The sequence below is a fragment of the Ruegeria sp. HKCCD9138 genome (genome assembly GCF_057220975.1).
On the sequence record NZ_JBWVAZ010000001.1, the window covers coordinates 537324 to 561280 of the forward strand.

Sequence of the window (23957 nt, forward strand, 5' to 3'; positions counted from 1 at the left end):
GAAACGAAAGGCCGGGATGAGGGGTATTGGTCACAAAACCTGCGTAAACATGCCGGCCAGCATCATCGTCGTCAGCGTCGCTGCTAAACCGGATTTCAGTCGGAAAATCAACAGCCCGGCGGCAATTGTCAAAGCTAGGGCAGGGAAGTCCAATGTAGATAGATCGGGCAGGGGCAGTGATACCGGCCCCCAGACCCAACTGGAGACCTGTTTGAAAAGCACGTTGAGCCCGAACCACACCGAAAGGTTGAGAATCACGCCCACGACCGCCGCCGTGATTCCCCGCAGGGCGGAACTCAGACGGGGGCGGGATGCGATTCTGTCCAAGTATGGCGCAGCGAGGAAAATCCACAGGAAACAGGGCACAAATGTTGCCCAAAGTGCGACCAGCCCAGCAGCCAGTGCGAGGGCAGGACCACCGGCGAGTTGTCCGCTGAGCATTGCCACGAACTGGGTTACCAGAATGAGGGGCCCGGGTGTGGTTTCCGCCAATCCCAAGGCGTCGATCATCTGATCGGTGCTGATCCAATGATAGGTTTCAACCACGGTTTGCGTCATGTAGGCAAGAACAGCGTAGGCACCGCCGAAGGTGACCACGGCGAGTTTGGCGAAGAACCACCCGAGATCGCTCAGCAGCTCTTGCCCGCCCAGATCCAGAGCAATCAATGGGGCCAGCCATAGGGTAAGCCAGAGGGCTGCAGTTCTGCCCGGTCGTGCCAAAGCGGGTGATGGAGTGTTGGCTGCAACCGCTTGTTCTTGAGATGTCGCAAATCCCCAAGCTGCGGCGATCAGAATGATCAGCGGAAAGGGCAGGTTCAGTGCAAATATGGCCAGAAACGCCAATCCGGCAATCACACGGGGCTCGGTCCCAACCAGTGCTTTACGGGACAGGTTGAGCAATGCCTGAACCACGATCACGATTACCGTGGCTTTAACGCCCAAGAAAGCCGCCTGAACCAGCGGAAGGTCTCCGTAAGCTGCGTAAAAACCCACCAGAATGGCGATTACCAAGGCTCCGGGCAGCACGAACAAACCGCCGGCAATCAACCCCCCGACAACGCCGCGCAAACGCCATCCGGCATAGGTTGCCAATTGCATCGCCTCGGGTCCCGGCAGCAACATGCAGAGTGACAGCGCCCGTAAATACGTCTGTTCATCCAGCCATGTCCTGCGTTCTACCAATTCCTGATGCATCAATGAGATCTGCGCCGCAGGTCCACCAAAAGACAGCAGGCCGATGCGGCCGAAGACTTTGAACAATTCCTGCGCAGACGGACTCATGATCCATGGCCCACTGGCCAGTCGTGGCTTTCCTCGAAACCATCACGCGCCCAACGAAAAAGCGCGTCATACAGATGCATTCCTGCCTCCAGTTGCGCATGATCGTCGCGATATAGGCGTGACAGCCCGACGGAAATGGCCAGCAACCCGGCGGCCTCGGGCGCAAGTTGGTGACGATTGGTGTCTGCGGCGCGAATAACAGTCGCCATCCGGCCCAATGCGGGAGATCGTAGCCCAAATTCTTCGAGCATTGTGTCAAAGGTGCAGGCCTCGCCACGATGACTCCAGAACGACCCTTCGGTATCGAAAGGGGTTGCTCCGAAGTGCTCAACAACGCCCGGTATTTCTGCTGGTGCGACAAAGAGGAATCGCGCGTGCCGGTCGACAAATCTGCGGATCAGCCAGGGACAGGCAACCCGGTCGATTTTCGGGCGGTGTCGTGTGACCCATAATGTGCCGCCATTCACCGCGGGGGGCACAGTAGTCATGAGTATGAGTGGCGCGTCCGGCTGATCGGACCAGGCGTGAATGCCGCCTTCCAGGTATTCCGCCTGGTGCCCCAGACTGCGAAGCCAGGAAACGACGCCCTGGCTGAGCTTTTTGCCTTTCTGGCAAACTATCACGCAGGGGTTCTCATCAATCAGTTCGCGGATACCGTCAATATCGTTGTGTGGCAGACGTATTGAACAGGGAATGACCCTTGGGTCTTCGTCAAAGTCGGGATCGGTGCGGATATCGACCAGCACAGGCGCGTGCGGTGTGCCTATCAACCGGGCCAGTTGTCGGGTGGTAATTGCATTTGGGGCAGCCATAGCATGTTTCCTCCGTCAATTCGGATACATGCGAAACTTGGGCTGCCGCCTCACGGGGTGTTCGCAAGCTGACCCCTTGCGTTCCTGCTAGCGTGGAAGAGTGCAGTGGGTCAAGATTGCACTGAGACCGCGTCAGGCCCAATCCAGCCGCTGCCCGGTCATGCAGACCGGCAGAGTATCCTGCGGGAATTGCCCCAACTGCTCGAAGAGAGATATGAAATCAAACTGATTATACGCCTCGACCATCTTGTCGCCCTTGAAACGCGCCATGACCTGACCCGTAACTTCAAGCGGGGCGCCATTGTCAGCCCGAAATGTGCGGACGTGCAGAATGCCCGACACCCAGTCGCCGTTTTCGATAACTTTAGGCAATTCCACAGAAATATCGCCCAGCACGTGCCGGAACGCCATCACAAGATCGCGAAAATCATCCGCGCCGACCTGCATTTCCGGAATCAGACCTTCTGCCATCGTGTCGGGGGCAAAAAACTGATCAATCGCATCCGTGTTTCCCTTTTCCCAGACCTCGGAATACCACGCGCGCAACCTATCGGATTTCGTCATCTCTGTTCTCCTGTCAGTCTGCAGGAAGATGGCGCAGAGAAATGAACAAACTCTGAATTTCAGGTGAGATGTCAGAAATATGCAGACATATTGGGGAAAATGCAGGTTTCTGTTGCCAGGTACCTGCGGACCCCGCCTTACGCGGCTAGGCGAAAGGGCTTAAGTTTCGGTCTTGTTACTGCTTACGCAGCAACTGCAACCGGAGCACGATTGTCGTTTGCAATTGTACTAGTTTCGCCGATAACGGTGGCAGACAGCCGAGACAAAGCTAACCCCTTTAGACGTTCGTCGATCCTGTTTCGGCCCCATGATCCCCAAACGAAGGATGGTTGGTGGAGCCGCCGGGTACCGCCCCCGGGTCCGATCCGCTTATTACGAGCGCGTTTATGTCCATAGTCCCGAAGGACATTCCCTATATAGGCGAGCGGGAGGTCAGATGCAAATCCAGAGTGTAGTGAAATGATCGTTTTCAAATCAGGGCTTTATGCTGACTTGTTCATGTTTGCGAGAATAAGCCAGGCCGCCAGAACCAATTCGATTCCACCAAAAATCAATGCTTTGGTCAGCGGCGGGTTATCCAAGGCGATGGACACAAATCTTCCCAGCGCGGCACCCGCATAGACAACGCCCAGCATCATGTAAGCCATTGGATTGTTCAGCCACAAGACTGCAAGGCCCGTGATGACAAACAACCCTCCAACCGATGCACGCATCTCGCTTAGCCCCATGGTGCTGTTGGTTGGGGTCAAGTCCAGCGAGGCAGCGGTCCACGCCGGGGCCAGGAACCCAAATAGGCCAAATCCAATCGTCAATATTGCGGCTATCACGTTAAGTGTTGCTATCATGAAAACCTGTCCTCGCGTTCCGTCCGGCTAAGCTAGCGCATTGTTGTCTGAGGAAAAGCGTCTAAAGAGCTGACCACAGTCCTAAAACTCCGACCAATATCAAACTCAGTGCCCAAACCAATTCGAGATTGAACCAAGTCCTGGACAGAAATTGCAATCCCAGCCAGCGGTAAACCGCAAAGGCCAGAAAACCGCCACCGACTATCATTGCCGCGGTATGAATGGCAGCGACAGCAAGCACCAAAAAACCGTTCGTCGTCATGATCTGCGACACTGCACGATGACCCGCATCCAGTTCATCCAGTCCGCACAGTCCCAGATAGATCGGAACCAGCATCAGCGCCGCCCCGTGTGCCAGTGCCACAAGGAAAGACCACAGGGCGAGCTTGCTGGGAGGAACCCGAGAGAGCATCCGGGGATGGCGTCGTGTCATGGCAATATAAATGCCCATCGCGATGACGATCAGCGCTGCGCCAATTCGGATTTCGCGCTGGTATTCCACAAGCGCAGCCATCATGGCAAAGGGCAGTAAAACCCCAAGCATGGCGATGAAATGACCGCTGGCCAAAGCTGCCAGCGCACGCCAGAGCGCGGACTGTTTCTGCTCCATTAACGCTGCAGACACGGCCAACGGCCATCCCATTCCGGGATTCAGGCCGTGATAGACGCCACTCAGAACAACGGCCAGCCAGAGGCCGGCCGTTGATGTCATCAAGATTTCCAACTCAGACGGAGGGGTAGCAGAAGCTGTCCGTCGAACAGTCGCCGCCCTCTAGCCGGATTTGGTGGCTGCGATACCCTTTTGGGAAATCGACCCAGAATTTCGGATCCAGCGTCAGCCCTCCGTCATCACCCACGTCGGCCTTGACCATGGCCGCGCCGCGATCACCGGGGTAGAACTGATCGTCCCACGTGGAATAGAGCGAATTGGTCCAGTACACGCGTTTGCCGTCCCGGCTGATTTCCACCATCTGCGGGCCGTAACCAAAGTCCTTGCCGTTTGGATGTTTGGTCTTTTTCACGATACCGCCGATTTCGACCACACCGGTCAGCTTGGGATTCATCGGGTCCGACACATCATACTGGTGCATCTCGCCGGTTCCCCAGCAGGAAACATAAAGATACTTGTCATCCAGGCTGAGATCGATATCGGTGACCAGAGGTGGAACGGCCGAGAAGCCTTTGAGCAGATCAGGCAAGTCGTCCGGATCAGCCGGTTGCGGGTCAATCGTGATCGTCTTTTTGGCTTCGAAAGTGCCATCATCATTGCGCCACCAAGTAAAGATCGCGCCCTGCAGGTTGGTCGTATCCACAACTACGCCGCAGAATCCGTGCTGTTTTACAGGGTCGTGCGCAGGACGGATCTCCAGTGCCATCTGATGGTTTTCCCCCAGATCGATGGTCTGAATATTGGAGCGGCTGCGCAGGTTCCAGAAGTGGATGCGATGACCGTACTTATTGGACAGCAAATCCTCGGCCACGATTCCGTTTTCGAATTGCGGCGGAAGCGCCCATTCCGAACTGACCATGTAATCGCGCGGCAGGTTCCACCAGAAATCATAATGCTTGTCCTGTACTCCACGCTCGATCTCGTACCGGCCTATGATTTCGAAGCTCTCGCAATCCATGATGAAAATTCCCGGTGGGCCATCGGTACCATCCTTGCCACCGCCGCCCAGAGTGCTCACATAGATTCCTTCGGGGCCGCAATGAATGGTGTGGGGGCGGGAATATCCTGTCTTTGCAAAGACTTCCTCGGGTTCGATAATCTTGTGCAGCTTGGCTTCCAGTGGGTTTTTGACGTCGACGACATAAATCCGGCTGGACCGTATACCCGGAATGATCAGGTAACGACGCTCCAGAAAGGCATGACCGCTGAGCGGCGACAGGGACGATGAACAGGCGTTCCAGCCGAAGTGGTGAAACTCGTCACCTTTCTCGGGCATGATCACCTGATGGACGATTTTGCCGTAATCGTCCGATGTCGGATCGACGTTAACAACTGCCAATCCGTCCGGTTGAGAAAAGTCTGGGCTTAGCATCAGCGTGAAGGCCAGTGTTTCGGTCGGGCCCTCCATTGCCAGTTTTGCTGATGGGTAAAAGGTTGGGTCCGGTCTTTGGTTCATAACGTCCTCCCGTAAGTAATTGATATTCAATTCGTATTGAGAGTTCCGATCTTGTTGCCGGATGCTATGCTGCCTGCCCGATTTTCCTTTTCGCCGTTGCTTTACGTCAAGACATATTCTGATGTTTGCCTAGGCGGGTTTTCTTCGTTTCTCGGCAACGTCTCGCGCCAACTGACGTGTGTAGGATTCCAGTTCGACCAGAGCCGCGTCCACCGTTGCTGCGTCCCGGGCATCCAGTGCGTCAGCGATTTTACTGTGCAACGCGATGATTTCCTCGCGCGAGCGTGCCGTGAATGTGATCATGTTCATCAGCGGCTGCATTGCCTCGACCGCCCCGGCCAGTTGATAGGACAACACTGGATTGCCCGCGCCGTCCACCAATGCCCGGTGAAACGCCACATCTGACGCGCAAAAAGCCTCATCCGTCAGTCCCGGTTGAGATTGTCGGAATATCTCGGCCCGCATCGAAGCAAGCTGGTCCGGCGTACGACGCTCGGCTGCCAGAGGGGCGCAGGCACGTTCCAGCGCATAGCGCGCCTCGCATGCGGTATCAAAGCTGACAGCGTTCATCGACAGCAACAGGGTCGACGTTGTGATTTGCTGCGAATATGCGTCCTGAAAGCTCAGCCGATTGACAAATGCGCCCCCGGTTGCGCCGCGCTGCGTGCGGATCAGAGACTGGGCGGCAAGCCTTTTTAAGGCTTCCCGGACCGTTGGTCGCGACACTTGAAACTGATCGGCCAACTCTGACTCGGAAGGCAGACGCTCATCGACAATCAATTGACCCGAGATGATCGCATCCCGGATCGCCTGTGCGATTTGGGCGGACAGGTCGGTGCGGTTCTGCGGGTCGAGTCTCATTTTGTCGGATACCAGAGTGCATTTTTATTTGTCTGACATTTAAAAGTCTGACATTTGAAAAGCAAGGGCGATGAGTCGGGAGGAACAGGTGAGTCGCACAATATTCCGCAATGGGCTTTGGCTGGGCTTCTACGTCGCGATCCTGTGGTCGTGGTGGATGATGGTCTCGATGAGCCGGAACATGGATCTGGACTGGATCGGTCGGCCGGGTCCGATGGGGCAGGCCATGGCGGCGATGGACCCGCGGATGGACATGTACATGCCCATGGCGGAATTCGGCCCTCTGTTCTGGATGTGGGCGATCATGATGGCGGCGATGATGCTGCCGACGCTGGTGCCGACGCTGCGCAGTTATGATGACCTGATCCGCAGCGCCAATGGTACGCGGGCAGGGTGGTTGGGTGTTCTGCTGGGATATTTCGCTGTCTGGGTGGGATTTGCGGCCCTTATCGCCGGCTTGCAGCTGGCGCTGCTTTTTGGTGGCGCTGTTGACATGCTTGGGATCGCCAAGTCGCCGACGCTTGCAGCAGCATTAATGATCGCAGTCGGAACGTTTCAGTTCAGCCGCACTAAGGAGGTGTGTCACGGCGTGTGCCATGCCCCGATGACCTATTTTCTGGGCCACTGGCAAACAGGGTTTTCGGGCGGTCTGCGTATGGGCCTCGGCCTGGGTGCATTCTGTGTCGGTTGCTGTTGGGGCTTTATGGCGCTTGGCTTTGTGGGCGGAGTCATGAGCCTTTTGTGGATGGGATTGGCGACCCTGTTCATGGTCTTGGAAAAACTTCCCCAGATCGGTCACATTGTGACGCGACCACTGGGGTTTGCTTTGATCGCGGGCGGTGTCGGCCTGTTTGTTTACCCCTTTATATACGGAGGATAACCTGATGGCAAAAAACAAAAAACAGGATGCGGACAGATTGCCCATCAGTCAACGGATCGACAGCCGCATGCCCAATCCCAAACGGCGCGAAATGAGTCCGACAGACTGGGCGATCAAAGGTGAACTGATCCTGAACTGTTCCTGCGATGTCTTTTGCCCCTGCGTTGTGTCCCTGGGCGCTCACCCGCCGACCGAGGGGCATTGCCACGCCTGGATGGGGGTCATCATCGACGAAGGCCATTACGAGGGCGAGGACTTGTCGGGCCTGAATGTTGGACTTCTGGTCGATATCCCCGGTCGCATGGGGGAAGGTCAGTGGAAGGTGGCGGCCTATGTCGATGAGCGCGCCAGCGGCAAAGCCTATAACGGACTGCTGCAAATCTTCAGCGGCCAGGCTGGGGGGACAACTGGTTTGTTTACTATGCTGGTCAGCGAGATCATCGGTGCCGAACGGGCTCCGGTTCAGATCGAGCGCGACGGTAACAAGCGCCGGATAGTGATCGGTCGGAAGATTCAGGGCGAAATCGAAATGCTGGCGGGCAAAGACCCCGAGCATCCGGTGATGGTTTCCAACTCGAAATACTGGATGGGGCCGGACATCATCGTCGCTCGGGGAATCAAATCAAAGGTCCGCGACTATGGCCGGGTGTGGGACTTTGGCGGTAAGTCGGCTGAAATCTGCCCCATCGACTGGCATGGGCCAAAATGATGATCACCGGCGCATATGCTCGGGAAATGGCGCGTTATGGTCGCTGGCAAAACAACCAGTTGGCGGGTTTTCTTCAAGCTCTCGCAGCGGCCGAGCTAACACGGGATCGCGGTGCCTTTTTCGGATCGATCATGGGCACGGCCAACCATTTGCTCTGGGGCGATTGGATCTGGATTTCCCGCTTTGACAAAGGCGAAGAACCCGGTGGTGGTATCCCGGAAAGTGTTTCGATCTGCGCGGACCTGGCGGAGTGGCTGCCTTTGCGCGTGAAGATCGACGCCCGTATTGCCGCATGGGCCGATACGCTGGGGGATGATCCGTTAACGGGACCTTTCACGTGGTATTCGGCTGCAAAAGAGGCTGATGTTACAAAACCTTACGCGCAATGCGTCATGCATATGTTCAATCATCAGACGCACCATCGCGGCCAATTGCATCAAATGTTGACCGAAACGGGTTCCAAAGCTCCGGTCAGCGATCTGGTTTTTCTGCCTGAGGGTTATTGAGATGGCAGTCATCACTCCCAATCGTCGCGTACGCAAGACACCGTTCACGCCCGGCGTGGAAGCGGCCGGTGTCGGTGGGTACACGGTCTACAACCATATGCTGCTGCCGACGTTCTTCGAAAGCGTCGAGGCGGATGCAGCACATCTGAAAGCACACGTGCAGGTCTGGGACGTCGCTTGTGAGCGACAGGTGCAGATCAAGGGTCCTGATGCGCTGCGCCTGATGCGCATGCTCAGCCCGCGAGATATGGATCGAATGCAGGCAGATCAGTGCTACTATGTGCCGATTGTCGATCACAATGGCGGCATGTTGAATGACCCGGTGGCGATCAAACTGGCGGATGACCACTATTGGTTGTCCGTTGCCGACGGAGACTTGTGGCAGTTTGCCCTTGGTCTTGCTATCGCGCTGAACCTGAATGTTGAAATCACCGAGCCCGATGTCTCGCCTTTGGCAGTTCAGGGGCCGAAGGCAGATGAACTGATGGCGCGCGTTTTCGGTGAACAGGTGAGGGACATAAAATTCTTCCGGTACAAGCGGCTGGCGTTTGAAGACACGCAGTTCGTTGTCGCCAGATCCGGTTGGTCGAAACAGGGCGGTTTCGAGATTTATGTCGAAGGTCATGACTACGGCATGCCGCTGTGGGATTGTCTCTTTGCCAACGGGCAGGACCTGAAAGTGCGGGCCGGATGTCCGAACAGTATCGAGCGCATTGAAAGCGGGTTGCTCAGTTTCGGTTCCGATATGACGCGGGGAAACACGCCGTATGAATGTGGATTGGCCCGGTTTTGCAATTCTCCACTGGATTTCATTGGAAAGGCCGCTTTGGCAGACCAGGCGGAAAACGGGCCGCCGCGGATGATCCGCCCGATTGTGATCGAAGGAGAGATCGGCCCATGCACCCAATCCTGGCCCCTATTGGCTGATGGTCAGCAGGTCGGTCAGATCGCTTCGGCCGTGTTCTCACCGGAGTTTGAGGTCAACGTTGCTATTGGCATGGTCGACCGGGCGCATTGGGCCGCCGGGTCGCGGGTCGAGGTGCTGACGGAACACGGGATGCGATGGGCCGTGGTTCAGGAAAAGTTCTGGCGCTGACGCAAACAGATTTGGGATAATGGCCCGATGCCGGGTCGACCGAAGGAGACGACATGATGTTTAATGCACTACTTGTTGAAAAAGATGAAGAAAGCGGCCTTGCAAGTGCGACGGTCAAGCAGGTTTCTCTGGATGATCTGCCGTCCGGTGAAGTGACGATTGCCGTTGAATATTCCACGGTCAACTACAAGGATGGCCTTTGCATGTCGCCCAAGGGCGGTGGGCTGGTGCGAAGCTACCCTCATATACCGGGCGTTGACTATGCCGGTACGGTCGAATCCTCGTCAGATGACCGTTACAAGGCAGGTGACAAGGTTGTTTTGACCGGATGGCGCGTGGGTGAGGCTCACTGGGGCGGGTATTCACAAAAAGCGAATGCACGCGCTGACTGGCTGGTGCCTTTGCCCGATGGGCTGGATACCCGACACGCGATGGCGGTCGGCACCGCCGGGTTCACGGCCATGCTTGCGGTCATGGCGCTGGAGGATCACGGGTTGGAGCCCGGCCATGGGCCGGTATTGGTTACCGGTGCGGCCGGGGGCGTTGGCTCGGTCGCGACGGCCATTTTGGCCAACCTGGGATACGAAGTTGCGGCGGTGACAGGCCGGCCTGAGACGGCAGATTACCTGAAATCTCTGGGTGCAACGACCATTGTGCCTCGGGATGAGTTGAACGAAACCACCAAGCGCCCTTTGGAAAGCGAAACATGGGCGGGATGCATCGATGCCGTCGGAGGCGCCATGCTGGCGCGCATTCTGGGGCAAATGAAATACGGTTGCTCGGTTGCTGCGGTAGGTCTGGCCGGCGGGGCCGCCCTGCCTGCTTCGGTGATCCCGTTCCTGCTGCGTGGCGTCAATCTTCTGGGAATCGACAGCGTGATGCAGCCCTATGACAACCGGGTTCGCGCCTGGAAACGCATTGCCACCGATCTGCCGATGGACAAGCTGGATGCCATGGTGCAACCGGCCACTCTGACCGACTTACCGAAGCTTGGCGCTGACATTTTGCAGGGTCAGGTGAAAGGGCGCGTCGTCGTGGACGTCAACAGTTGAGCAGCCTATTCCGTGAAAACCAGCCGTTCCCCGGAGTGGCCGGTTTTCGATTTCAGCGGTTTTTGCATCTGCAGTGGAAACAACTCTGGTCAATGACACAATTCCTGCTCATGATTGCTATACATCCCATTTGTGATGGCTTATGACCCATCCCAATAGCACCTGAAGACGGGGAGTGAGCAGAATGTCTGACGATTTCGTACTGGACACCGATGATCTGAAACGCCGCATGGACGGCGCGATGGCCAATCTCAGAACCGAATTTGCGTCACTTCGGACCGGGCGCGCGTCGGCATCGATGCTGGAACCGGTCATGGTTGACGCTTACGGCTCGATGACTCCGATCAATCAGGTCGGCACTGTCAACGTGCCCGAGCCCCGCATGGTTACTGTAAATGTCTGGGACAAATCCTTGGTCGGCAAGGTGGAAAAGGCGATCCGGGAAAGCGGGTTGGGCATCAACCCGCAGCTAAACGGCACGATTATTATGTTGCCGATCCCCGAGCTGAACGAGGAGCGCCGCCGCGAGCTGGGCAAAGTTGCCGGTCAGTACGCAGAAAGCGCACGTGTTTCGATCCGCAACGTACGGCGCGATGGCATGGATCAGATCAAGAAAGCCAAGGCGGACGGTATGTCCGAGGACGATCAGAAACTGTGGGAGGCGGAAGTACAGGATCTGACAGACGAAATGATCAAAGCGGTCGATGACGCGCTTGAGACCAAACAAGCCGAGATCATGCAGGTCTGACCCCCGGATATGCTCAAGGACCCTCATAATTCGTCGGCCGTCGGCCCCACACATGTGGCGATCATCATGGATGGGAACGGCCGATGGGCGCAGGCGCGGGGACGGCCCCGGTTGTTCGGCCACCACGCAGGCGCACGGCGCGTGCGTGAGGTGGTTGAAGCCTGCCCGGGCCTTGGGATCAAATATCTGACGGTTTTTGCCTTTTCGACCGAGAACTGGAAGCGGACCCAGGCCGAGGTGGCCGGGCTGATGAGCCTGTTTCGCCGCTACATCACCAAAGAGGCGCAGACGCTGAAGGAAAACGGTATTCGCGTCCGGTTCATTGGCGACCGTGTGCGATTGGATTCCAAGCTGACCGGGCTGATGGATGCGCTTGAGCGGGAAACGCAGGACAATGATCTTGTACACCTGACGGTTGCTCTGAACTATGGCGGGCGGGACGAAGTTGCGCGGGCCACAAAACGTCTTGCGCGCGATGTGGCCGAAGGTCGGTTGCGTCCAGAGGATGTTGATGAGGAAACCTTGCCGAAATATCTGGATACGCGCGTCCTGCCGGACCCGGATCTAGTGATCCGCACAAGCGGAGAGGCGCGCATTTCCAATTTTCTGCTCTGGCAGTCGGCATATTCGGAATACGAATTCATCGATACCCTGTGGCCGGATTTCACTGCAGCCGAACTGGAACGGCTGTGTCGCAATTTCGGGGCCCGCGAACGACGGTTCGGGGCTGTTCTCGCATGAGCGATGGCCGATGGTCTGATCTGACGACCAGGGTCTTGTCTGCAGCGGTTCTGGTGGTAATCGGCGCAGTTGAGGTTTGGCTGGGCGGTCTGTGGTTCGAGGCGTTCATAGCGGCCGCGTGTGGCCTGATGACCTGGGAACTTGTGCGGATGATCGAGCCGGATCGGTTCGGAGTTGCCATCCAGTTGGGGATACTGACTGGTGTCGCCGTGGTTCTGAGCTATCACCTTCCACCGCTTTACAAATTGCCGTTTCTTCTGGCTCCTGCGCTTGTTGGGGCGGGGCAGATCAAACGCGCGAAAGGCATATATGTACTGTTTGCGTTCTGGATCGCGGCGGCCGGTCTGGGCTTTATCTCGATCCGCGAGAACATGGGCTTTGGCTGGATGGTCTGGTTGATCCTCGTCGTGGTCGCGACAGATGTGGCGGGCTATTTCGTTGGCAAAGCGATCGGCGGGCCGAAATTCTGGCCTCGGGTCAGTCCCAAGAAAACGTGGTCGGGGACAGCAGGTGGCTGGGTGGCCGCTGCAATCGTTGGCGCCGTGTTTGCAAGTCAGACGGGTTTTGGCCTTCTGTTTGTCGGCATCTCGGTTCTTGCGTCGATGGCCAGCCAGGCTGGCGATATTGTCGAAAGCGCGACAAAGCGGAAATTTGGCGTGAAGGACAGCTCGAACCTGATCCCCGGTCACGGCGGTTTTCTGGACCGCTTTGATGGTATGATGGGGGCATCGCTGTTTGTACTACTCGCAGGGTTGTTTTATGCGCCCGGAGGAATGTGATGCGTAGAGTGTCGATTTTGGGTGCGACCGGATCAATTGGGCAAAACACGATCGATCTGATTTCACGTGATCCGGAATCCTATGATGTTGTGGCCCTGACCGGTGGCGGGAACATCGCGCAATTAGCCGAGGACGCGCAGCGGCTTGGCGCAGGTCTGGCGGTGACTGCTTTCGGAGATCGGCTGGACGATTTGCGCCGCGCGTTGGCCGGAACGGGGATTGAAGCGGCTGCCGGGCAGGCGGCCTTGACCGAGGCCGCATCGCGCCCGACAGATTGGGTCATGTCCGCTATTGTCGGCGCAGCGGGATTGGCGCCGGGCATTGCCGCGCTTGAACAGGGCGCGACTTTGGCTTTGGCCAACAAGGAAACTTTGGTTTGCGCTGGTCCACTGGTACTTGAGACCGCCCGCAAACACGGCGCGCGCCTGTTGCCAGTGGACAGCGAGCATTCCGCTGTCTTTCAGGCATTGGTGGGCGAGGACATAGGCACGGTTGAACGCATCATCATTACCGCCAGCGGTGGTGCTTTTCGTGATTGGCCGCTGCACGATCTTGCAAATGCAACGGTTGAGCAAGCCTCCAGTCATCCGAACTGGAACATGGGGCAGCGTATCACGATTGATAGCGCCTCTATGTTTAACAAGGCACTGGAAGTCATAGAAACCAGAGAATTTTTCAGGATTCAACCTGAGAGGATCGAGGTGCTGGTTCACCCCGAATCCATTGTTCACGCTCTGGTCGGTTTCCGTGATGGCGCCATCATGAGCCATCTTGGAACGCCCGACATGCGCCATGCTATTGGCTACGCGCTACATTGGCCCGAGCGTCAGGAATTGCCGGTTCCGCGACTGGATCTGGCCGAACTGGGGCAGTTGCGGTTTTTCGCCCCGGATGAAGCCCGCTATCCCGCCCTTCGCCTTGCGAAAGACGTGATGGACCGGGGCGGATTATCCGGAGCGGTGTTCAACGCGGCCAAGGAAAGGGCTCTGGATCATTTCATTGCCCGCCGTGTGGGATTTCTGGACATGGCTGACATGGTGTCGTCCGTTCTCGACCGGTTCGACGCCGCGGATGGCCTTATTGACGCCGCTTTGACCCTTGATAACGTGCAGCAAACGGACCATCTGGCACGTAAGTGGATCGATGAAGCCGTACTTGAACGAGCAGGATAAGACTTTTGGACATATTCTCTTTTATCCCTCAATTTGGTGGCTTGCTGTATACCGTGCTGGCCTTTGTGGTGGCGTTGTCTGTGATCGTCGCCGTGCACGAATACGGCCACTACATCGTGGGTCGCTGGTCAGGTATCCATGCCGAGGTGTTTTCGATCGGTTTCGGTCCCGTACTCTGGAGCCGCGTCGACAAACGCGGCACCCGATGGCAGGTGGCGTTGTTGCCGCTTGGTGGTTATGTCAAATTTCTGGGTGATGCCAACGCTGCATCCGGGAAAGACGATGCTGCAATGGACGAAATTTCCGAGCAAAACCCGGAAGAGCTTCGACATACCATGCACGGGGCGCCCCTGTGGGCCCGTACTGCAACCGTCGCGGCCGGACCTGTGTTCAATTTCGCAATGTCCGTCCTCGTCTTTGGCCTGATCTTCTGGTCACAGGGCGTGTCGCGAGAGCCATTGACCGTTGGTTCGCTGCATCCTCTTCCGGGGACGGTTCAGGGCCTTCAGGAAGGGGACGAGATCGTAGCCATTGCCGGCATCACGACCCCTGATTTCGATGATCAGAGCACGTGGTCCGAGTTCACTAGTGAATTGCCCGTCGAACCAGTCCTCGACTATACGGTTATCCGTAATGGGCAGACCCTGGATGTGGCCGCGCCATGGCTGTTTCCGCCTTTGATTCAACAGGTTGCGCCGCGCAGTGCGGCGATGGACATTCAATTGCAGGCGGGCGATGTCATCACCGCGATTGATGGCGACCCGATATTTGCATTTGGACAGCTCAAGGAACATGTCGAAAGCTCGGATGGGCGGCCGCTGCTGTTAAATGTCTGGCGGGACGGGGCCGAACTCGAGTTCGCTCTGGCTCCGAGAAGGACGGATGAACCGCAAGCGGAAGGTGGGTTCGTAACGCATTGGCGCATTGGCATTGTCGGTGGAATGATGCTGGAACCAGAGACGGTTCCCGCCGGGGTTTGGGACTCGTTGACCGGCGGAGTACGTCAGACGGTCCGCATTATCGAGGGATCGCTTTCCGGCATATGGCATATGATCACCGGCGCGATCAGCACCTGCAACATATCCGGTCCCATTGGTATCGCCGAAACGTCAGGCGCGATGGCCAGCCAGGGCGCGCAAAACTTCGTCTTTTTCATCGCTGTTCTGTCGACGGCCGTCGGATTGCTCAACCTGTTCCCGATCCCGGCGCTGGATGGCGGGCATCTGGTGTTTTATGCTTATGAAGCGGTGACGGGAAAGCCGCCCAGCGACAAAGCGCTTCGGGTGCTGATGGGGATTGGAATAACTCTCATACTTTCGCTGATGCTGTTTTCGGTCAGCAACGACCTGTTCTGCTAAATTATGGCGCTGCCTGCACGGTTGGGACGCAAAAATGCCTCATTTTGCGGTTACTGTTTCAACTGAAGTCAGACCAATGGATCGTGTCGAAATGACCAAGGCGTTGCAAAAATCATACCGGAGTTTCAGTTTCCTGTTCATGCTGAACTGGGACACGCTGCTGAGCTTTGGTGTAACCGCGTTGGCGCTGGCTGCTGGTGCGTATCTCGCAGGTCTTTGATTCTTCCCAAATTGTCAGTTTGATGCCCGCACAAATCAATGTGCGCATGTGCCGTTTCGTCTTTTGACAAGACAGGTCATTCCCGCTACTCAACTGCTAAAGTCTGAAAATTCTGGGTAGAAAAATAAAATGGCGGACAGCAGAGGCACGGGCACATTCTGCGGCTTGAAATTGTCGCAAGGCAAGATTTTGTGGCGAGCACTAACGTTTCTTTTTCTCTTTGTAGCGCTGAGTTTACTGACTTTGCCGCAAGCGGCTCAGGCGCAAACCTACACGATCACGAACTTCGAAGTTGAGGGAAATCGCCGGATCGAAACCTCGACCATCATCGCGCGAACGGGAATCGAAGCGGGTCAGACGGTGACGGCTGGGCAGCTAAACGACGCTTTTCAGCGTTTGCTTGACAGTGGCGTTTTTGAGACAGTTGAGTTGACCCCGCGCGGCAGCACACTGGTCATCGAAGTTGAGGAATACCCCACAATCAACCAGATTAGCATCGAAGGGAATCGCCGCATCAAAGACGATATCCTTCTGGAAGCGATATCGTCCCAGCCCAGACGTGTCTTTACCCCGCAAATGGCCGAAGCAGACGCCGATCTGATTGCCGAAGTGTATTCTGCGCAGGGTCGAATCGCTGCCACTGTTATTCCGCGTATCATCCGCCGCAGCGATAATCGGGTCGATCTGGTATTTGAAGTGGCTGAAGGCACAACCATCGAGATCGAGCGCGTCAGCTTTGTCGGCAACCGTGCTTTTTCCGATCGACGTCTGCGCCGCGTACTGGAAACCAAGCAGGCCAATTTTCTGCGCACTTTCCTGCGCGGCGACACATTTATCGCGGATAGGATCGAGTTCGATAAACAGGTTCTGCGCGATTTCTATCTGTCGCGCGGGTACGCAGATTTCCGCGTCAACAGTGCGAATGTGGAACTGACCCGTGAACGGGACGCTTTCTTTCTGGTCATCAATGTCACCGAGGGGCAGCAGTTCAAGTTCGGGCAGATTTCGACTGTCAGCGAGATTCCAGGTGTCGACGCGGCAGCCTATCAGGACGCGCTTAAGATCAAACCGGGTGTAGTCTATTCGCCTACGCTGATCGAAAACTCGATTGCGCGTCAGGAACGTCTGGGCATCAAGCAGGGTGTCGACTTCCTGCGCGTCGAGCCCCGCGTCACTCGCAATGAACGCAATCTTACATTGGATGTGCAGTTTGTTCTGACAAAAGGGCCTCGGATCTTCGTCGAACGTATCGATATCGAGGGCAACACCACAACTCTGGACCAGGTGATCCGCCGCCAGTTTGACACGGTCGAAGGTGATCCGTTCAATCCGCGCGAAATTCGCCAGAGCGCGGAACGCATCCGGGCGCTCGGGTTCTTTTCAGTCGCCGACGTCGAAACCCGCGAAGGCTCTACCCCCAGCCAGGTGATCGTGGACGTGGATGTAGAAGAACAGCCGACAGGCTCGCTTAGCTTGGGCGGCAGCTACTCTGTGTCCGATGGTTTCGGGATTGCAATCGGTCTGAACGAGTCCAACTTCCTGGGTCGCGGTCAGAACCTTGGCGTTACGCTGTCGACTGCCCAGGATGCCGAGGAATACACGATCAACTTTAGTGAACCCTATCTTCTGGGACGAAGGCTGCGGTTCGATTTGGGAACCGGTTTGGCATCCACCAATTCCAGCTTTGCGACGTTCGACACAAAAACCGTGTTCTTCAATCCACAGCTAAGTTACGCCATCGGTGAATTGTCTTCGCTTCGATTGCGGTATGGGTGGAACCGCAGCGAAATGACCCAGCAAAGCGGTCAGACCAGCGGAGCGGTGATCGCTTCGGAAATTGCACAGGGTAAGCAGACTGCCAGCTCAATTGGTCTTTCCTACGTCTATGATAGCCGATTGGGTGGACTGAACCCTAATGCGGGTGTGCTTCTTGAGGCGAATATCGATGCCGCCGGATTGGGTGGCGACAGTGAGTACATCAAGACGACGGCCCGCGCGATCGCACAGCAGAGAGTGCTGAACGAAGAGGTGGTTTTGCGCGCCACGCTCGAGCTTGGGGCCCTGAATTGGACCGGGAACAACTTCAGCCGTACTCTTGACCGCTTTGTTCTGGGCCCAAGTACGTTCCGCGGCTTTGAACCTGCCGGTCTCGGTCCGCGCGATTTGTCGAACGGTCAGGATGACGCTATCGGTGGCAACTACTACTGGGTTGCCCGGTTCGAGTCCGATTTCCCGCTGGGTCTGCCCGAAGAGCTTGGTTTGCGTGGTGGTGTGTTCTATGACGTCGGCAACCTTTACAACATCGACAATGTCAACACGGCTGGAGCCAATATCGTTGGTGCGAACGGATCCATCCGTCACGTGATCGGAGTGTCGGTTCTGTGGACTACGCCGTTTGGGCCCTTGCGGTTCAACTTCTCACAACCTTTGAAAAAAGAAAGCTTTGACAAAGAGCAGAACTTCGACCTGACCATTCAAGCTCAGTTCTAAGGACGTATGTTCATGAGTTTGCTAAAGAAATTGCAGGGCCCGATCTGGGCCCTGTGTGCTTTTCTTGCGATGGTGGCAGCCGGCGGGGGCAGCGCGCAGCAATTGGGTGTGCCGCAGTCCGGCGTTTTGACGATTTCGGGTGAACGGCTTTTTTCCGGATCTGCCTTTGGACAGCGTGTGTTTCGCGAAATCGAAGTGGAAAGCGCGGAATTGGCTGAGGAAAACGAGCGTATCATCGAGGCACTCAGCAAGGAAGAACGGGAACTGACAGAAAAGCGGGCTGAACTGACGGCTGAAGAGTTTCGCCCTCTGGCAGAAGCCTTTGACGAAAAGGTTCAGAAGCACCGCGAAAGCCAACGTGCAAAACTTGATGCCTTGGCCAGACGCAGCGAAGAGGCGCGCAACACCTTTGTCGAGATGGCACAGCCGGTATTGATCGAGCTGATGCGTGAAACCGGCGCCTCGATCATTATCGAACGGTCCAGCGTATTCCTGAGTTCGGACGCGTCTGACATCACCGACGCCGCAATTACACGGATCAATGCCGCGATCGGTGACGGGAGCGCGCTTGAAAACGGGCGCAGCGAATAGCTCCGCTTGCCCTTGCGGACTGGTATTGCTAACCACGCGGAACAGAAAAATTCAGAACGGGACATCTGCACCATGACCACGGAAACCAAGAGTGCCGACATTCAGTTGATTCAGCGCATTCTACCGCATCGTTACCCGTTTCTCCTGGTTGACAAAGTTGTGGATATCGAAGGGTATCAGTCTGCGGTTGGTATCAAGAACGTCACCATGAACGAGCCGCATTTTCAGGGGCATTTCCCGGGTACTCCGATCATGCCGGGTGTGACCATTGTCGAGGCAATGGCGCAGACCGCAGGTGTCATGCTGGGCGTCGGCATGGATGTCATCGACAGCGAGTTGCTGATCTACTTCATGAACATCGACAAGTGCAAATTCCGTCGCAAGGTCATTCCGGGCGATGTCCTTGAGATGCACGTCGAAACGGTGCGCGGCAAAAAAGGCGGCAAGATCTTCAAATTCAGCGGTCGCGCAACCGTCGATGGCGAGGTTGCGGCCGAGGCCGAATTCTCGGCCTATGTAGACTGGGACATGGAAAAGACGACATGAGCGAAATCCATCCCAGCGCAATAATTGAAGACGGCGTGCAGATTGGTCAGGACTGTAAGATCGGCCCGTTCTGCTACGTTGGTGCGCAGGTGCGTCTTGGGGACCGGGTGGAGCTGAAATCGCATGTCGTGGTGACCGGCGATACATCGATTGGCGATGACAGCGTGGTCTTTAACTTCTCGGTTATCGGTGAGATTCCGCAGGATCTGAAGTTTGGCGGCGAAAATACCCGTCTTGAGATCGGCAAGCGCAACCGTATTCGTGAACACGTAACGGTGAATACCGGAACTGAGGGCGGCGGCGGCGTAACCCGGATCGGAGATGACTGTCTTCTGATGGCCGGCGTTCACGTGGCGCATGACGTGCAGATCGGTAACCGTGTCATCATGGTCAACCATGCCGGTGCAGCTGGGCATTGCATCATTGAGGATGACGTGATCGTCGGTGGCATCTCGGGCCTGCACCAGTGGGTGCGGGTCGGACAGGGCGCCATCATCGGGGCTCTGACTATGGTCGCCAAGGATGTGATCCCATATGGTCTCGTTCAGGCGCCTCGCGGCGAACTTGATGGGCTGAATCTGGTCGGGCTCAAGCGACGGGGTGTGACACGGGCCGACATCTCGGCCTTGCGCGCAGCGTTCCGAGAGCTGTCCGAAGGTGAGGGAACTTTCATGGATCGTGCGCAGCGTCTGGGCGAGGACGCCGAGAGCGAGTATGTGCGCCGGATTGTCGAATTTGTGACCGGCGACACCGATCGTTCTTTCCTGACACCGGGGAAATGACTTCATGCTGGCGCTGATCGCAGGCACGGGCGCTTTGCCGGATGAAATAGTTTCCGTTTTGCCCGAGCGCCCGCTGATCTGTGCATTGGAAGGGTTCGAACCCGACCACCTGAAGGCCGAGCTGGTCTTTCCTCTTGAACGACTCGGCAGTTTCATTGCCGAGTTGAAGTCGCGCGGTGTAGCGCAGATTTGCATGGCAGGGGCAGTGCGTCGACCGGTTGTCGATCCCGCGCGTATTGATTCCGCAACGATGCCTCTGGTTCCAATCCTGCAAAAGGCGATCATGTCCGGGGACGACGGTGCCCTGCGTGCCGTCATCGGGATATTCGAGGACGCGGGCCTGGATGTTCGCGCCGCCCATCAGATTGCACCCGAACTTTTACCACCTTTGGGCTGCCTGACCGAGGCCCAACCGTCTGACGCAGATTTGGCAGACGCCGACCGTGCTGCCGGTGTACTGCGCGCAATGGGCGCTGCGGATGTCGGTCAGGCCTGCGTTGTCCTGAAAGGGCAGGCGCTGGCCATCGAGAGTATTTTCGGCACGGCCTGGATGTTGCAATCCCTGACCCAGCGACCGGACGCAGGGGGCGGCGTATTGTTCAAGGGGCCCAAACCTGATCAGGATCGGCGCGCGGATTTGCCGGCGATAGGGCCCGATACCGTGTCGGGTGCCGTGGCCGCAGGGCTGTCCGGGATCGTCATCGAAAAGGGCGGAGTTCTAGTCCTGCAGCGGGGTCGCGTCATCGAGGAATGTGATCGGCTGGGCCTGTTCCTGACCGTTCGCGAGCGGGCTGTCTGATGCGCGTTTTTCTGGTCGCCGGAGAACCCTCGGGCGACCGGTTGGGCGGTGCGTTGATGGAGGGCTTGAAGGCTCTCGTCCCGGATGTTGAGTTCGACGGCGTAGGTGGTCCCTTGATGCAGGCGCAAGGGCTGCAAAGCAGGTTCCCAATGGCCGAGCTCAGTGTCATGGGCTTGGTCGAGGTTCTGCCGAAGTTCTTTCATCTCAAACGCCGGATCTCCGAGACAGCTCAGGCCGTGCTGGATACCCAACCTGATGTCCTGATCACGATTGACAGCCCGGACTTTTCGCTGCGCGTCGCCAAGCTGGTCAAGGCCGCCAGCGCTATCCGCACTGTCCACTATGTCGCGCCCTCGGTCTGGGCTTGGCGACCTGGAAGGGCGGACAAGATGGCAAAGGTCATCGATCACGTTCTGGCCCTGCTGCCATTTGAACCGCCCTATATGGAACGCGCCGGTATGGAGTGTGACTTTGTGGGACACCCGGTCGTGAACGAACCCATCGCCACGGCTAAGGATATCTCGGCGTTTCGTTCCGCCCATGATCTCGGCGATGCTCCGCTGCTTCTCGCTCTTCCTGGATCGCGCCGGGGAGAGGTCGACCGCCTTGCGCCGGTCTTCGGGCAGGCGCTGTCCCTGTTCCTGAGGGATCGCCCGACGACGCGCGTCGTCGTACCGGCGGTCTCTCATATGGTTGAAACGGTATCGGAACACACGAAAAACTGGCCGGGCAAACCTGTGGTCGTCGACCCGCGATCCCTGCCTTCGGATCAGGCTCAGGCACAAAAACGCGCGGCTTTTGCCGCAGCGGACCTGTCATTGGCAGCGTCAGGGACCGTTTCACTGGAGCTGGCGGCGCAAGCGACTCCGATGTTGATTGCCTATAACCTGAACTGGTTGACGCACCAGATTGCGAAGCGGATGGTCAAGCTGGACACAGTTACACTGGTCAATCTGGTGTCCGAGACCCGCGCGGTGCCGGAATGTCTGCTGAATGACTGCCAGCCCGACAAAATCGCTGCGGCCCTGACGCGGGTCGCCGCCAACCCTGACGACCAGCGCGAAGCCATGGCCCTGACGATGGAACGATTGGGACGCGGAGGAGAGGCGCCGGGTTTGCGCGCCGCCCGCGCGGTTCTGGAACGGATGGGTACGTGATGCTGGATCATGTGGTCTTTGCCGCTTCGGCGTTCATGGCGCAGGTACTGACGAACCTCGACAATCTGGCAGCTCTGTTGGCGCTGATGATGGTTTCCGGTCCGCAGCGTGCGGTCCTCGGGTTCTTGCTGGCGCAGATCATCGTGATCTATGCAGCTCTGTTGCTGGCCTTGGGGGTCGAGGATGTGGTGCCGCAATGGGCCGGATATCTTGGAGTGATCCCGCTGACACTCGGGGTGATCGGCGTGATCCGACAATTTTGGGGCCAACGGTCCGAGGAAGCCCCGCGCGTGTCCGCAAGCGCATCGATGCTCATGACCATGATGCTGTTTATCAGCCTGTCGATGGACACGTTCGCCGTTTTGGCTCCACTGCTGGCGGATTCGGTTCCCAGCTTTCGGGCGGCCGGGGTGATTGGCGCGACATTGGCGGCGTTCGGATTGGCGCTTTTGGGCTTGATGGGCGCACGGGCCAGCTTCATGACCGGTGTGTTGGCGCAAAGACTGGAACGTCTCGTGCCTTTTGTCATGATCTGCGCCGGGCTTTATATCCTCAGCAATTCGTGGACTGACGCGGTTTAATACCCGCGCCAGATCCAGCCGCCGCCAAAGATGCGGCTGCCTTCATTCGCATAGAAAACGCAGGCCTGCCCCGGCGAAATGCCTTCTTCGGGTGTCAGCAGTTCGACCTCGGCCGTGGTGTCCGACGAAGGCCGGATGATCGCCTCGCGCGGCGGGCGGGTCGAGCGGACCTTGACAGACAAATGCCATTCATCGCGCGAAGTGAAGGGTTCGTCGCCCAGCCAGTTGATCTCACGCACCGGAACGATGCGCGTGGCCAGCATTTCTTTTGGCCCAACGACAACTTGCTTTGTGTCGACGTCCAGCTTGACCACATAAAGCGGGTCGCTGAGGCCGCCGATGCCCAAACCTCGGCGCTGGCCGATCGTGTAATGGATGACGCCGTTGTGTTGCGCCAAAACGCGGCCATCGGCGTGGACGATCTCACCCGGTTCCGCCGCACCGGGGCGCAGTTTCTCGATCACGCTGGCATAGTTGCCATTGGGTACGAAGCAGATGTCCTGACTGTCGGGTTTGTCCGCCACGGCCAGACCGTATTGCGCGGCCATCTCGCGCGTTGCGTCCTTGGACGGCAGGTGGCCCAGTGGAAAGCGCAGGAATTCCAGCTGCTCCGGTGTCGTCGAGAACAGAAAATATGACTGATCGCGATTGGCATCCTCTGCACTGTGCAGCTCTGGCCCATTCGGGCCCATCTTGCGCTGGATGTAGTGACCGGTTGCCATGCAGTCGGCCTCAAGGTCCTTGGCGGTCTCAAGCAGATCCTTGAACTTCACGCGTTCATTGCAGCGAATACACGGAACAGGGGTCGCGCCTGCAAGGTAGCTGTCGGCGAATTCGTCAATCACCGCGTCCTTGAAGATATTTTCATAGTCCAGAACGTAATGCGGGAAGCCGCGCTCTTCGGCGACCCGTCGCGCGTCGTGGATATCGATCCCGGCACAGCACGCACCTTTCTTGGCCAAGGCCGCGCCGTGGTCATAAAGCTGCAACGTCACACCCACCACGTCATAGCCTTGATCCGCCAGGTGGGCCGCAACGACCGAACTGTCCACGCCGCCGGACATGGCAACCACCACCCGCGTTTCCGAGGGCGGTTTGGCAAAGCCAAGCGAGTTCAGCGGTGTCTCGGTATCAAGGGCCATTTGGCGGTTCCAGTCCGGGTTAAGAAAGACCGGCAGAATATAGGAAAATTCTACACACTCTCAAGGGGCGGTTTCACTCTGTTTTAAGTAGGCTGGTGCCAGCTTTGATGCAGCAGGAA

26 protein-coding genes and 1 other RNA gene are annotated in these 23957 nt (G+C 57.3%); 18 read left to right on the forward strand and 9 right to left on the reverse strand.

Going from position 1 to position 23957, the window contains the following annotated elements; translation table 11 throughout:
* Positions 1–30: 30 nt before the first annotated feature.
* The 8 genes from chrA to AC2TEL_RS02730 form a co-directional block, all read right to left on the reverse strand.
* Positions 31–1281, reverse strand: coding sequence for a chromate efflux transporter (gene chrA, locus AC2TEL_RS02695; RefSeq protein ID WP_480901680.1), 1251 nt, complete (start codon positions 1279–1281; stop codon positions 31–33).
* A complete protein-coding gene (locus tag AC2TEL_RS02700) occupies positions 1278–2093 on the reverse strand; it encodes a chromate resistance protein ChrB domain-containing protein (RefSeq protein ID WP_480901683.1) in 816 nt (271 codons plus the stop codon). Before AC2TEL_RS02700 ends, chrA begins: the two co-directional genes overlap by 4 nt.
* A gap of 132 nt (positions 2094–2225) precedes the next feature.
* Positions 2226–2657, reverse strand: coding sequence for an ester cyclase (locus AC2TEL_RS02705; RefSeq protein WP_480839601.1), 432 nt, complete (start codon positions 2655–2657; stop codon positions 2226–2228).
* Between the two features lie 98 nt (positions 2658–2755).
* Positions 2756–3103: a transfer-messenger RNA gene (gene ssrA, locus AC2TEL_RS02710) on the reverse strand.
* A gap of 36 nt (positions 3104–3139) precedes the next feature.
* Positions 3140–3502 carry a DUF4345 family protein gene (locus AC2TEL_RS02715; RefSeq protein ID WP_480901685.1) on the reverse strand — a complete coding sequence of 121 codons (363 nt, stop codon included), beginning with the start codon at positions 3500–3502 and terminating at the stop codon, positions 3140–3142.
* A 61-nt stretch (positions 3503–3563) separates the two neighbouring features.
* Entirely contained in the window at positions 3564–4214 is a 651-nt protein-coding gene (locus AC2TEL_RS02720; protein WP_480839605.1) for a hypothetical protein, read from the reverse strand.
* 13 nt (positions 4215–4227) lie between these two features.
* The gene (locus AC2TEL_RS02725; protein ID WP_480861840.1) at positions 4228–5628 is read right to left on the reverse strand and encodes a selenium-binding protein SBP56-related protein; all 1401 of its coding nucleotides are present in this window, start codon (positions 5626–5628) and stop codon (positions 4228–4230) included.
* Positions 5629–5757: 129 nt separating this feature from the next.
* Positions 5758–6489: a FadR/GntR family transcriptional regulator gene (locus tag AC2TEL_RS02730; RefSeq protein WP_480839609.1), complete on the reverse strand. Its 732-nt coding sequence runs from the start codon at positions 6487–6489 to the stop codon at positions 5758–5760.
* Between the two features lie 70 nt (positions 6490–6559).
* Here AC2TEL_RS02730 and AC2TEL_RS02735 point away from each other — a divergent pair, with 70 nt between their 5' ends.
* From AC2TEL_RS02735 to AC2TEL_RS02820, 18 genes are all read left to right on the forward strand, one after another.
* Positions 6560–7369, forward strand: coding sequence for a DUF2182 domain-containing protein (locus AC2TEL_RS02735; protein ID WP_480901687.1), 810 nt, complete (start codon positions 6560–6562; stop codon positions 7367–7369).
* A 4-nt stretch (positions 7370–7373) separates the two neighbouring features.
* Positions 7374–8078, forward strand: coding sequence for a DUF1326 domain-containing protein (locus tag AC2TEL_RS02740; protein ID WP_480901689.1), 705 nt, complete (start codon positions 7374–7376; stop codon positions 8076–8078).
* Positions 8075–8584 carry a DinB family protein gene (locus tag AC2TEL_RS02745; protein ID WP_480901691.1) on the forward strand — a complete coding sequence of 170 codons (510 nt, stop codon included), beginning with the start codon at positions 8075–8077 and terminating at the stop codon, positions 8582–8584. The genes AC2TEL_RS02740 and AC2TEL_RS02745 overlap by 4 nt, the downstream gene beginning before the upstream one ends.
* A gap of 1 nt (position 8585) precedes the next feature.
* Entirely contained in the window at positions 8586–9680 is a 1095-nt protein-coding gene (locus AC2TEL_RS02750; RefSeq protein ID WP_480901694.1) for a dimethylsulfoniopropionate demethylase, read from the forward strand.
* Positions 9681–9736: 56 nt separating this feature from the next.
* Entirely contained in the window at positions 9737–10732 is a 996-nt protein-coding gene (acuI, locus tag AC2TEL_RS02755) for an acryloyl-CoA reductase (RefSeq protein ID WP_480839616.1), read from the forward strand.
* A 184-nt stretch (positions 10733–10916) separates the two neighbouring features.
* On the forward strand, positions 10917–11480 hold the full coding sequence (gene frr / locus AC2TEL_RS02760) for a ribosome recycling factor (protein WP_480839618.1): 564 nt from the start codon (positions 10917–10919) through the stop codon (positions 11478–11480).
* A gap of 9 nt (positions 11481–11489) precedes the next feature.
* On the forward strand, positions 11490–12221 hold the full coding sequence (uppS, locus tag AC2TEL_RS02765) for an undecaprenyl pyrophosphate synthase (RefSeq protein ID WP_480839620.1): 732 nt from the start codon (positions 11490–11492) through the stop codon (positions 12219–12221).
* Positions 12218–13000, forward strand: coding sequence for a phosphatidate cytidylyltransferase (locus AC2TEL_RS02770; protein WP_480839622.1), 783 nt, complete (start codon positions 12218–12220; stop codon positions 12998–13000). Before uppS ends, AC2TEL_RS02770 begins: the two co-directional genes overlap by 4 nt.
* On the forward strand, positions 13000–14172 hold the full coding sequence (dxr, locus tag AC2TEL_RS02775; RefSeq protein ID WP_480901697.1) for a 1-deoxy-D-xylulose-5-phosphate reductoisomerase: 1173 nt from the start codon (positions 13000–13002) through the stop codon (positions 14170–14172). The genes AC2TEL_RS02770 and dxr overlap by 1 nt, the downstream gene beginning before the upstream one ends.
* 5 nt (positions 14173–14177) lie before the next feature.
* Complete coding sequence (gene rseP / locus AC2TEL_RS02780; RefSeq protein ID WP_480839626.1) at positions 14178–15530, forward strand: RIP metalloprotease RseP; 1353 nt, start codon at positions 14178–14180, stop codon at positions 15528–15530.
* 76 nt (positions 15531–15606) lie between these two features.
* Complete coding sequence (locus AC2TEL_RS02785) at positions 15607–15750, forward strand: hypothetical protein (RefSeq protein WP_480839628.1); 144 nt, start codon at positions 15607–15609, stop codon at positions 15748–15750.
* 129 nt (positions 15751–15879) lie between these two features.
* Positions 15880–18240 carry an outer membrane protein assembly factor BamA gene (bamA, locus tag AC2TEL_RS02790; protein WP_480901699.1) on the forward strand — a complete coding sequence of 787 codons (2361 nt, stop codon included), beginning with the start codon at positions 15880–15882 and terminating at the stop codon, positions 18238–18240.
* A 12-nt stretch (positions 18241–18252) separates the two neighbouring features.
* Positions 18253–18831 carry an OmpH family outer membrane protein gene (locus tag AC2TEL_RS02795; RefSeq protein WP_480839632.1) on the forward strand — a complete coding sequence of 193 codons (579 nt, stop codon included), beginning with the start codon at positions 18253–18255 and terminating at the stop codon, positions 18829–18831.
* Positions 18832–18903: 72 nt separating this feature from the next.
* Complete coding sequence (gene fabZ, locus AC2TEL_RS02800; RefSeq protein ID WP_480839634.1) at positions 18904–19377, forward strand: 3-hydroxyacyl-ACP dehydratase FabZ; 474 nt, start codon at positions 18904–18906, stop codon at positions 19375–19377.
* Entirely contained in the window at positions 19374–20159 is a 786-nt protein-coding gene (gene lpxA, locus AC2TEL_RS02805; RefSeq protein WP_480901700.1) for an acyl-ACP--UDP-N-acetylglucosamine O-acyltransferase, read from the forward strand. Before fabZ ends, lpxA begins: the two co-directional genes overlap by 4 nt.
* A gap of 4 nt (positions 20160–20163) precedes the next feature.
* Complete coding sequence (locus tag AC2TEL_RS02810) at positions 20164–20958, forward strand: LpxI family protein (protein ID WP_480901703.1); 795 nt, start codon at positions 20164–20166, stop codon at positions 20956–20958.
* Positions 20958–22115 carry a lipid-A-disaccharide synthase gene (lpxB, locus tag AC2TEL_RS02815; protein WP_480901705.1) on the forward strand — a complete coding sequence of 386 codons (1158 nt, stop codon included), beginning with the start codon at positions 20958–20960 and terminating at the stop codon, positions 22113–22115. Before AC2TEL_RS02810 ends, lpxB begins: the two co-directional genes overlap by 1 nt.
* Positions 22115–22696 carry a hypothetical protein gene (locus tag AC2TEL_RS02820; RefSeq protein WP_480839640.1) on the forward strand — a complete coding sequence of 194 codons (582 nt, stop codon included), beginning with the start codon at positions 22115–22117 and terminating at the stop codon, positions 22694–22696. Before lpxB ends, AC2TEL_RS02820 begins: the two co-directional genes overlap by 1 nt.
* On the opposite strand, the gene mnmA is transcribed toward AC2TEL_RS02820, so the two are convergent.
* Positions 22693–23838: a tRNA 2-thiouridine(34) synthase MnmA gene (gene mnmA / locus AC2TEL_RS02825; RefSeq protein WP_480901707.1), complete on the reverse strand. Its 1146-nt coding sequence runs from the start codon at positions 23836–23838 to the stop codon at positions 22693–22695. The genes AC2TEL_RS02820 and mnmA overlap by 4 nt on opposite strands.
* Between the last annotated feature and the right edge of the window lie 119 nt (positions 23839–23957).

Excerpts from the sequence above, each read along its gene's own strand:
- chrA (WP_480901680.1), bottom strand. The coding sequence starts at position 1,281 with ATGAGTCCGTCTGCGCAGGAATTGTTCAAAGTCTTCGGCCGCATCGGC.
- AC2TEL_RS02700 (WP_480901683.1), bottom strand. The coding sequence starts at position 2,093 with ATGGCTGCCCCAAATGCAATTACCACCCGACAACTGGCCCGGTTGATA.
- AC2TEL_RS02705 (WP_480839601.1), bottom strand. The coding sequence starts at position 2,657 with ATGACGAAATCCGATAGGTTGCGCGCGTGGTATTCCGAGGTCTGGGAA.
- AC2TEL_RS02715 (WP_480901685.1), bottom strand. The coding sequence starts at position 3,502 with ATGATAGCAACACTTAACGTGATAGCCGCAATATTGACGATTGGATTT.
- AC2TEL_RS02720 (WP_480839605.1), bottom strand. The coding sequence starts at position 4,214 with ATGACATCAACGGCCGGCCTCTGGCTGGCCGTTGTTCTGAGTGGCGTC.
- AC2TEL_RS02725 (WP_480861840.1), bottom strand. The coding sequence starts at position 5,628 with ATGAACCAAAGACCGGACCCAACCTTTTACCCATCAGCAAAACTGGCA.
- AC2TEL_RS02730 (WP_480839609.1), bottom strand. The coding sequence starts at position 6,489 with ATGAGACTCGACCCGCAGAACCGCACCGACCTGTCCGCCCAAATCGCA.
- AC2TEL_RS02735 (WP_480901687.1), top strand. The coding sequence starts at position 6,560 with ATGAGTCGGGAGGAACAGGTGAGTCGCACAATATTCCGCAATGGGCTT.
- AC2TEL_RS02740 (WP_480901689.1), top strand. The coding sequence starts at position 7,374 with ATGGCAAAAAACAAAAAACAGGATGCGGACAGATTGCCCATCAGTCAA.
- AC2TEL_RS02745 (WP_480901691.1), top strand. The coding sequence starts at position 8,075 with ATGATGATCACCGGCGCATATGCTCGGGAAATGGCGCGTTATGGTCGC.
- AC2TEL_RS02750 (WP_480901694.1), top strand. The coding sequence starts at position 8,586 with ATGGCAGTCATCACTCCCAATCGTCGCGTACGCAAGACACCGTTCACG.
- acuI (WP_480839616.1), top strand. The coding sequence starts at position 9,737 with ATGTTTAATGCACTACTTGTTGAAAAAGATGAAGAAAGCGGCCTTGCA.
- frr (WP_480839618.1), top strand. The coding sequence starts at position 10,917 with ATGTCTGACGATTTCGTACTGGACACCGATGATCTGAAACGCCGCATG.
- uppS (WP_480839620.1), top strand. The coding sequence starts at position 11,490 with ATGCTCAAGGACCCTCATAATTCGTCGGCCGTCGGCCCCACACATGTG.
- AC2TEL_RS02770 (WP_480839622.1), top strand. The coding sequence starts at position 12,218 with ATGAGCGATGGCCGATGGTCTGATCTGACGACCAGGGTCTTGTCTGCA.
- dxr (WP_480901697.1), top strand. The coding sequence starts at position 13,000 with ATGCGTAGAGTGTCGATTTTGGGTGCGACCGGATCAATTGGGCAAAAC.
- AC2TEL_RS02785 (WP_480839628.1), top strand. The coding sequence starts at position 15,607 with ATGGATCGTGTCGAAATGACCAAGGCGTTGCAAAAATCATACCGGAGT.
- bamA (WP_480901699.1), top strand. The coding sequence starts at position 15,880 with ATGGCGGACAGCAGAGGCACGGGCACATTCTGCGGCTTGAAATTGTCG.
- AC2TEL_RS02795 (WP_480839632.1), top strand. The coding sequence starts at position 18,253 with ATGAGTTTGCTAAAGAAATTGCAGGGCCCGATCTGGGCCCTGTGTGCT.
- fabZ (WP_480839634.1), top strand. The coding sequence starts at position 18,904 with ATGACCACGGAAACCAAGAGTGCCGACATTCAGTTGATTCAGCGCATT.
- lpxA (WP_480901700.1), top strand. The coding sequence starts at position 19,374 with ATGAGCGAAATCCATCCCAGCGCAATAATTGAAGACGGCGTGCAGATT.
- AC2TEL_RS02810 (WP_480901703.1), top strand. The coding sequence starts at position 20,164 with ATGCTGGCGCTGATCGCAGGCACGGGCGCTTTGCCGGATGAAATAGTT.
- lpxB (WP_480901705.1), top strand. The coding sequence starts at position 20,958 with ATGCGCGTTTTTCTGGTCGCCGGAGAACCCTCGGGCGACCGGTTGGGC.
- AC2TEL_RS02820 (WP_480839640.1), top strand. The coding sequence starts at position 22,115 with ATGCTGGATCATGTGGTCTTTGCCGCTTCGGCGTTCATGGCGCAGGTA.
- mnmA (WP_480901707.1), bottom strand. The coding sequence starts at position 23,838 with ATGGCCCTTGATACCGAGACACCGCTGAACTCGCTTGGCTTTGCCAAA.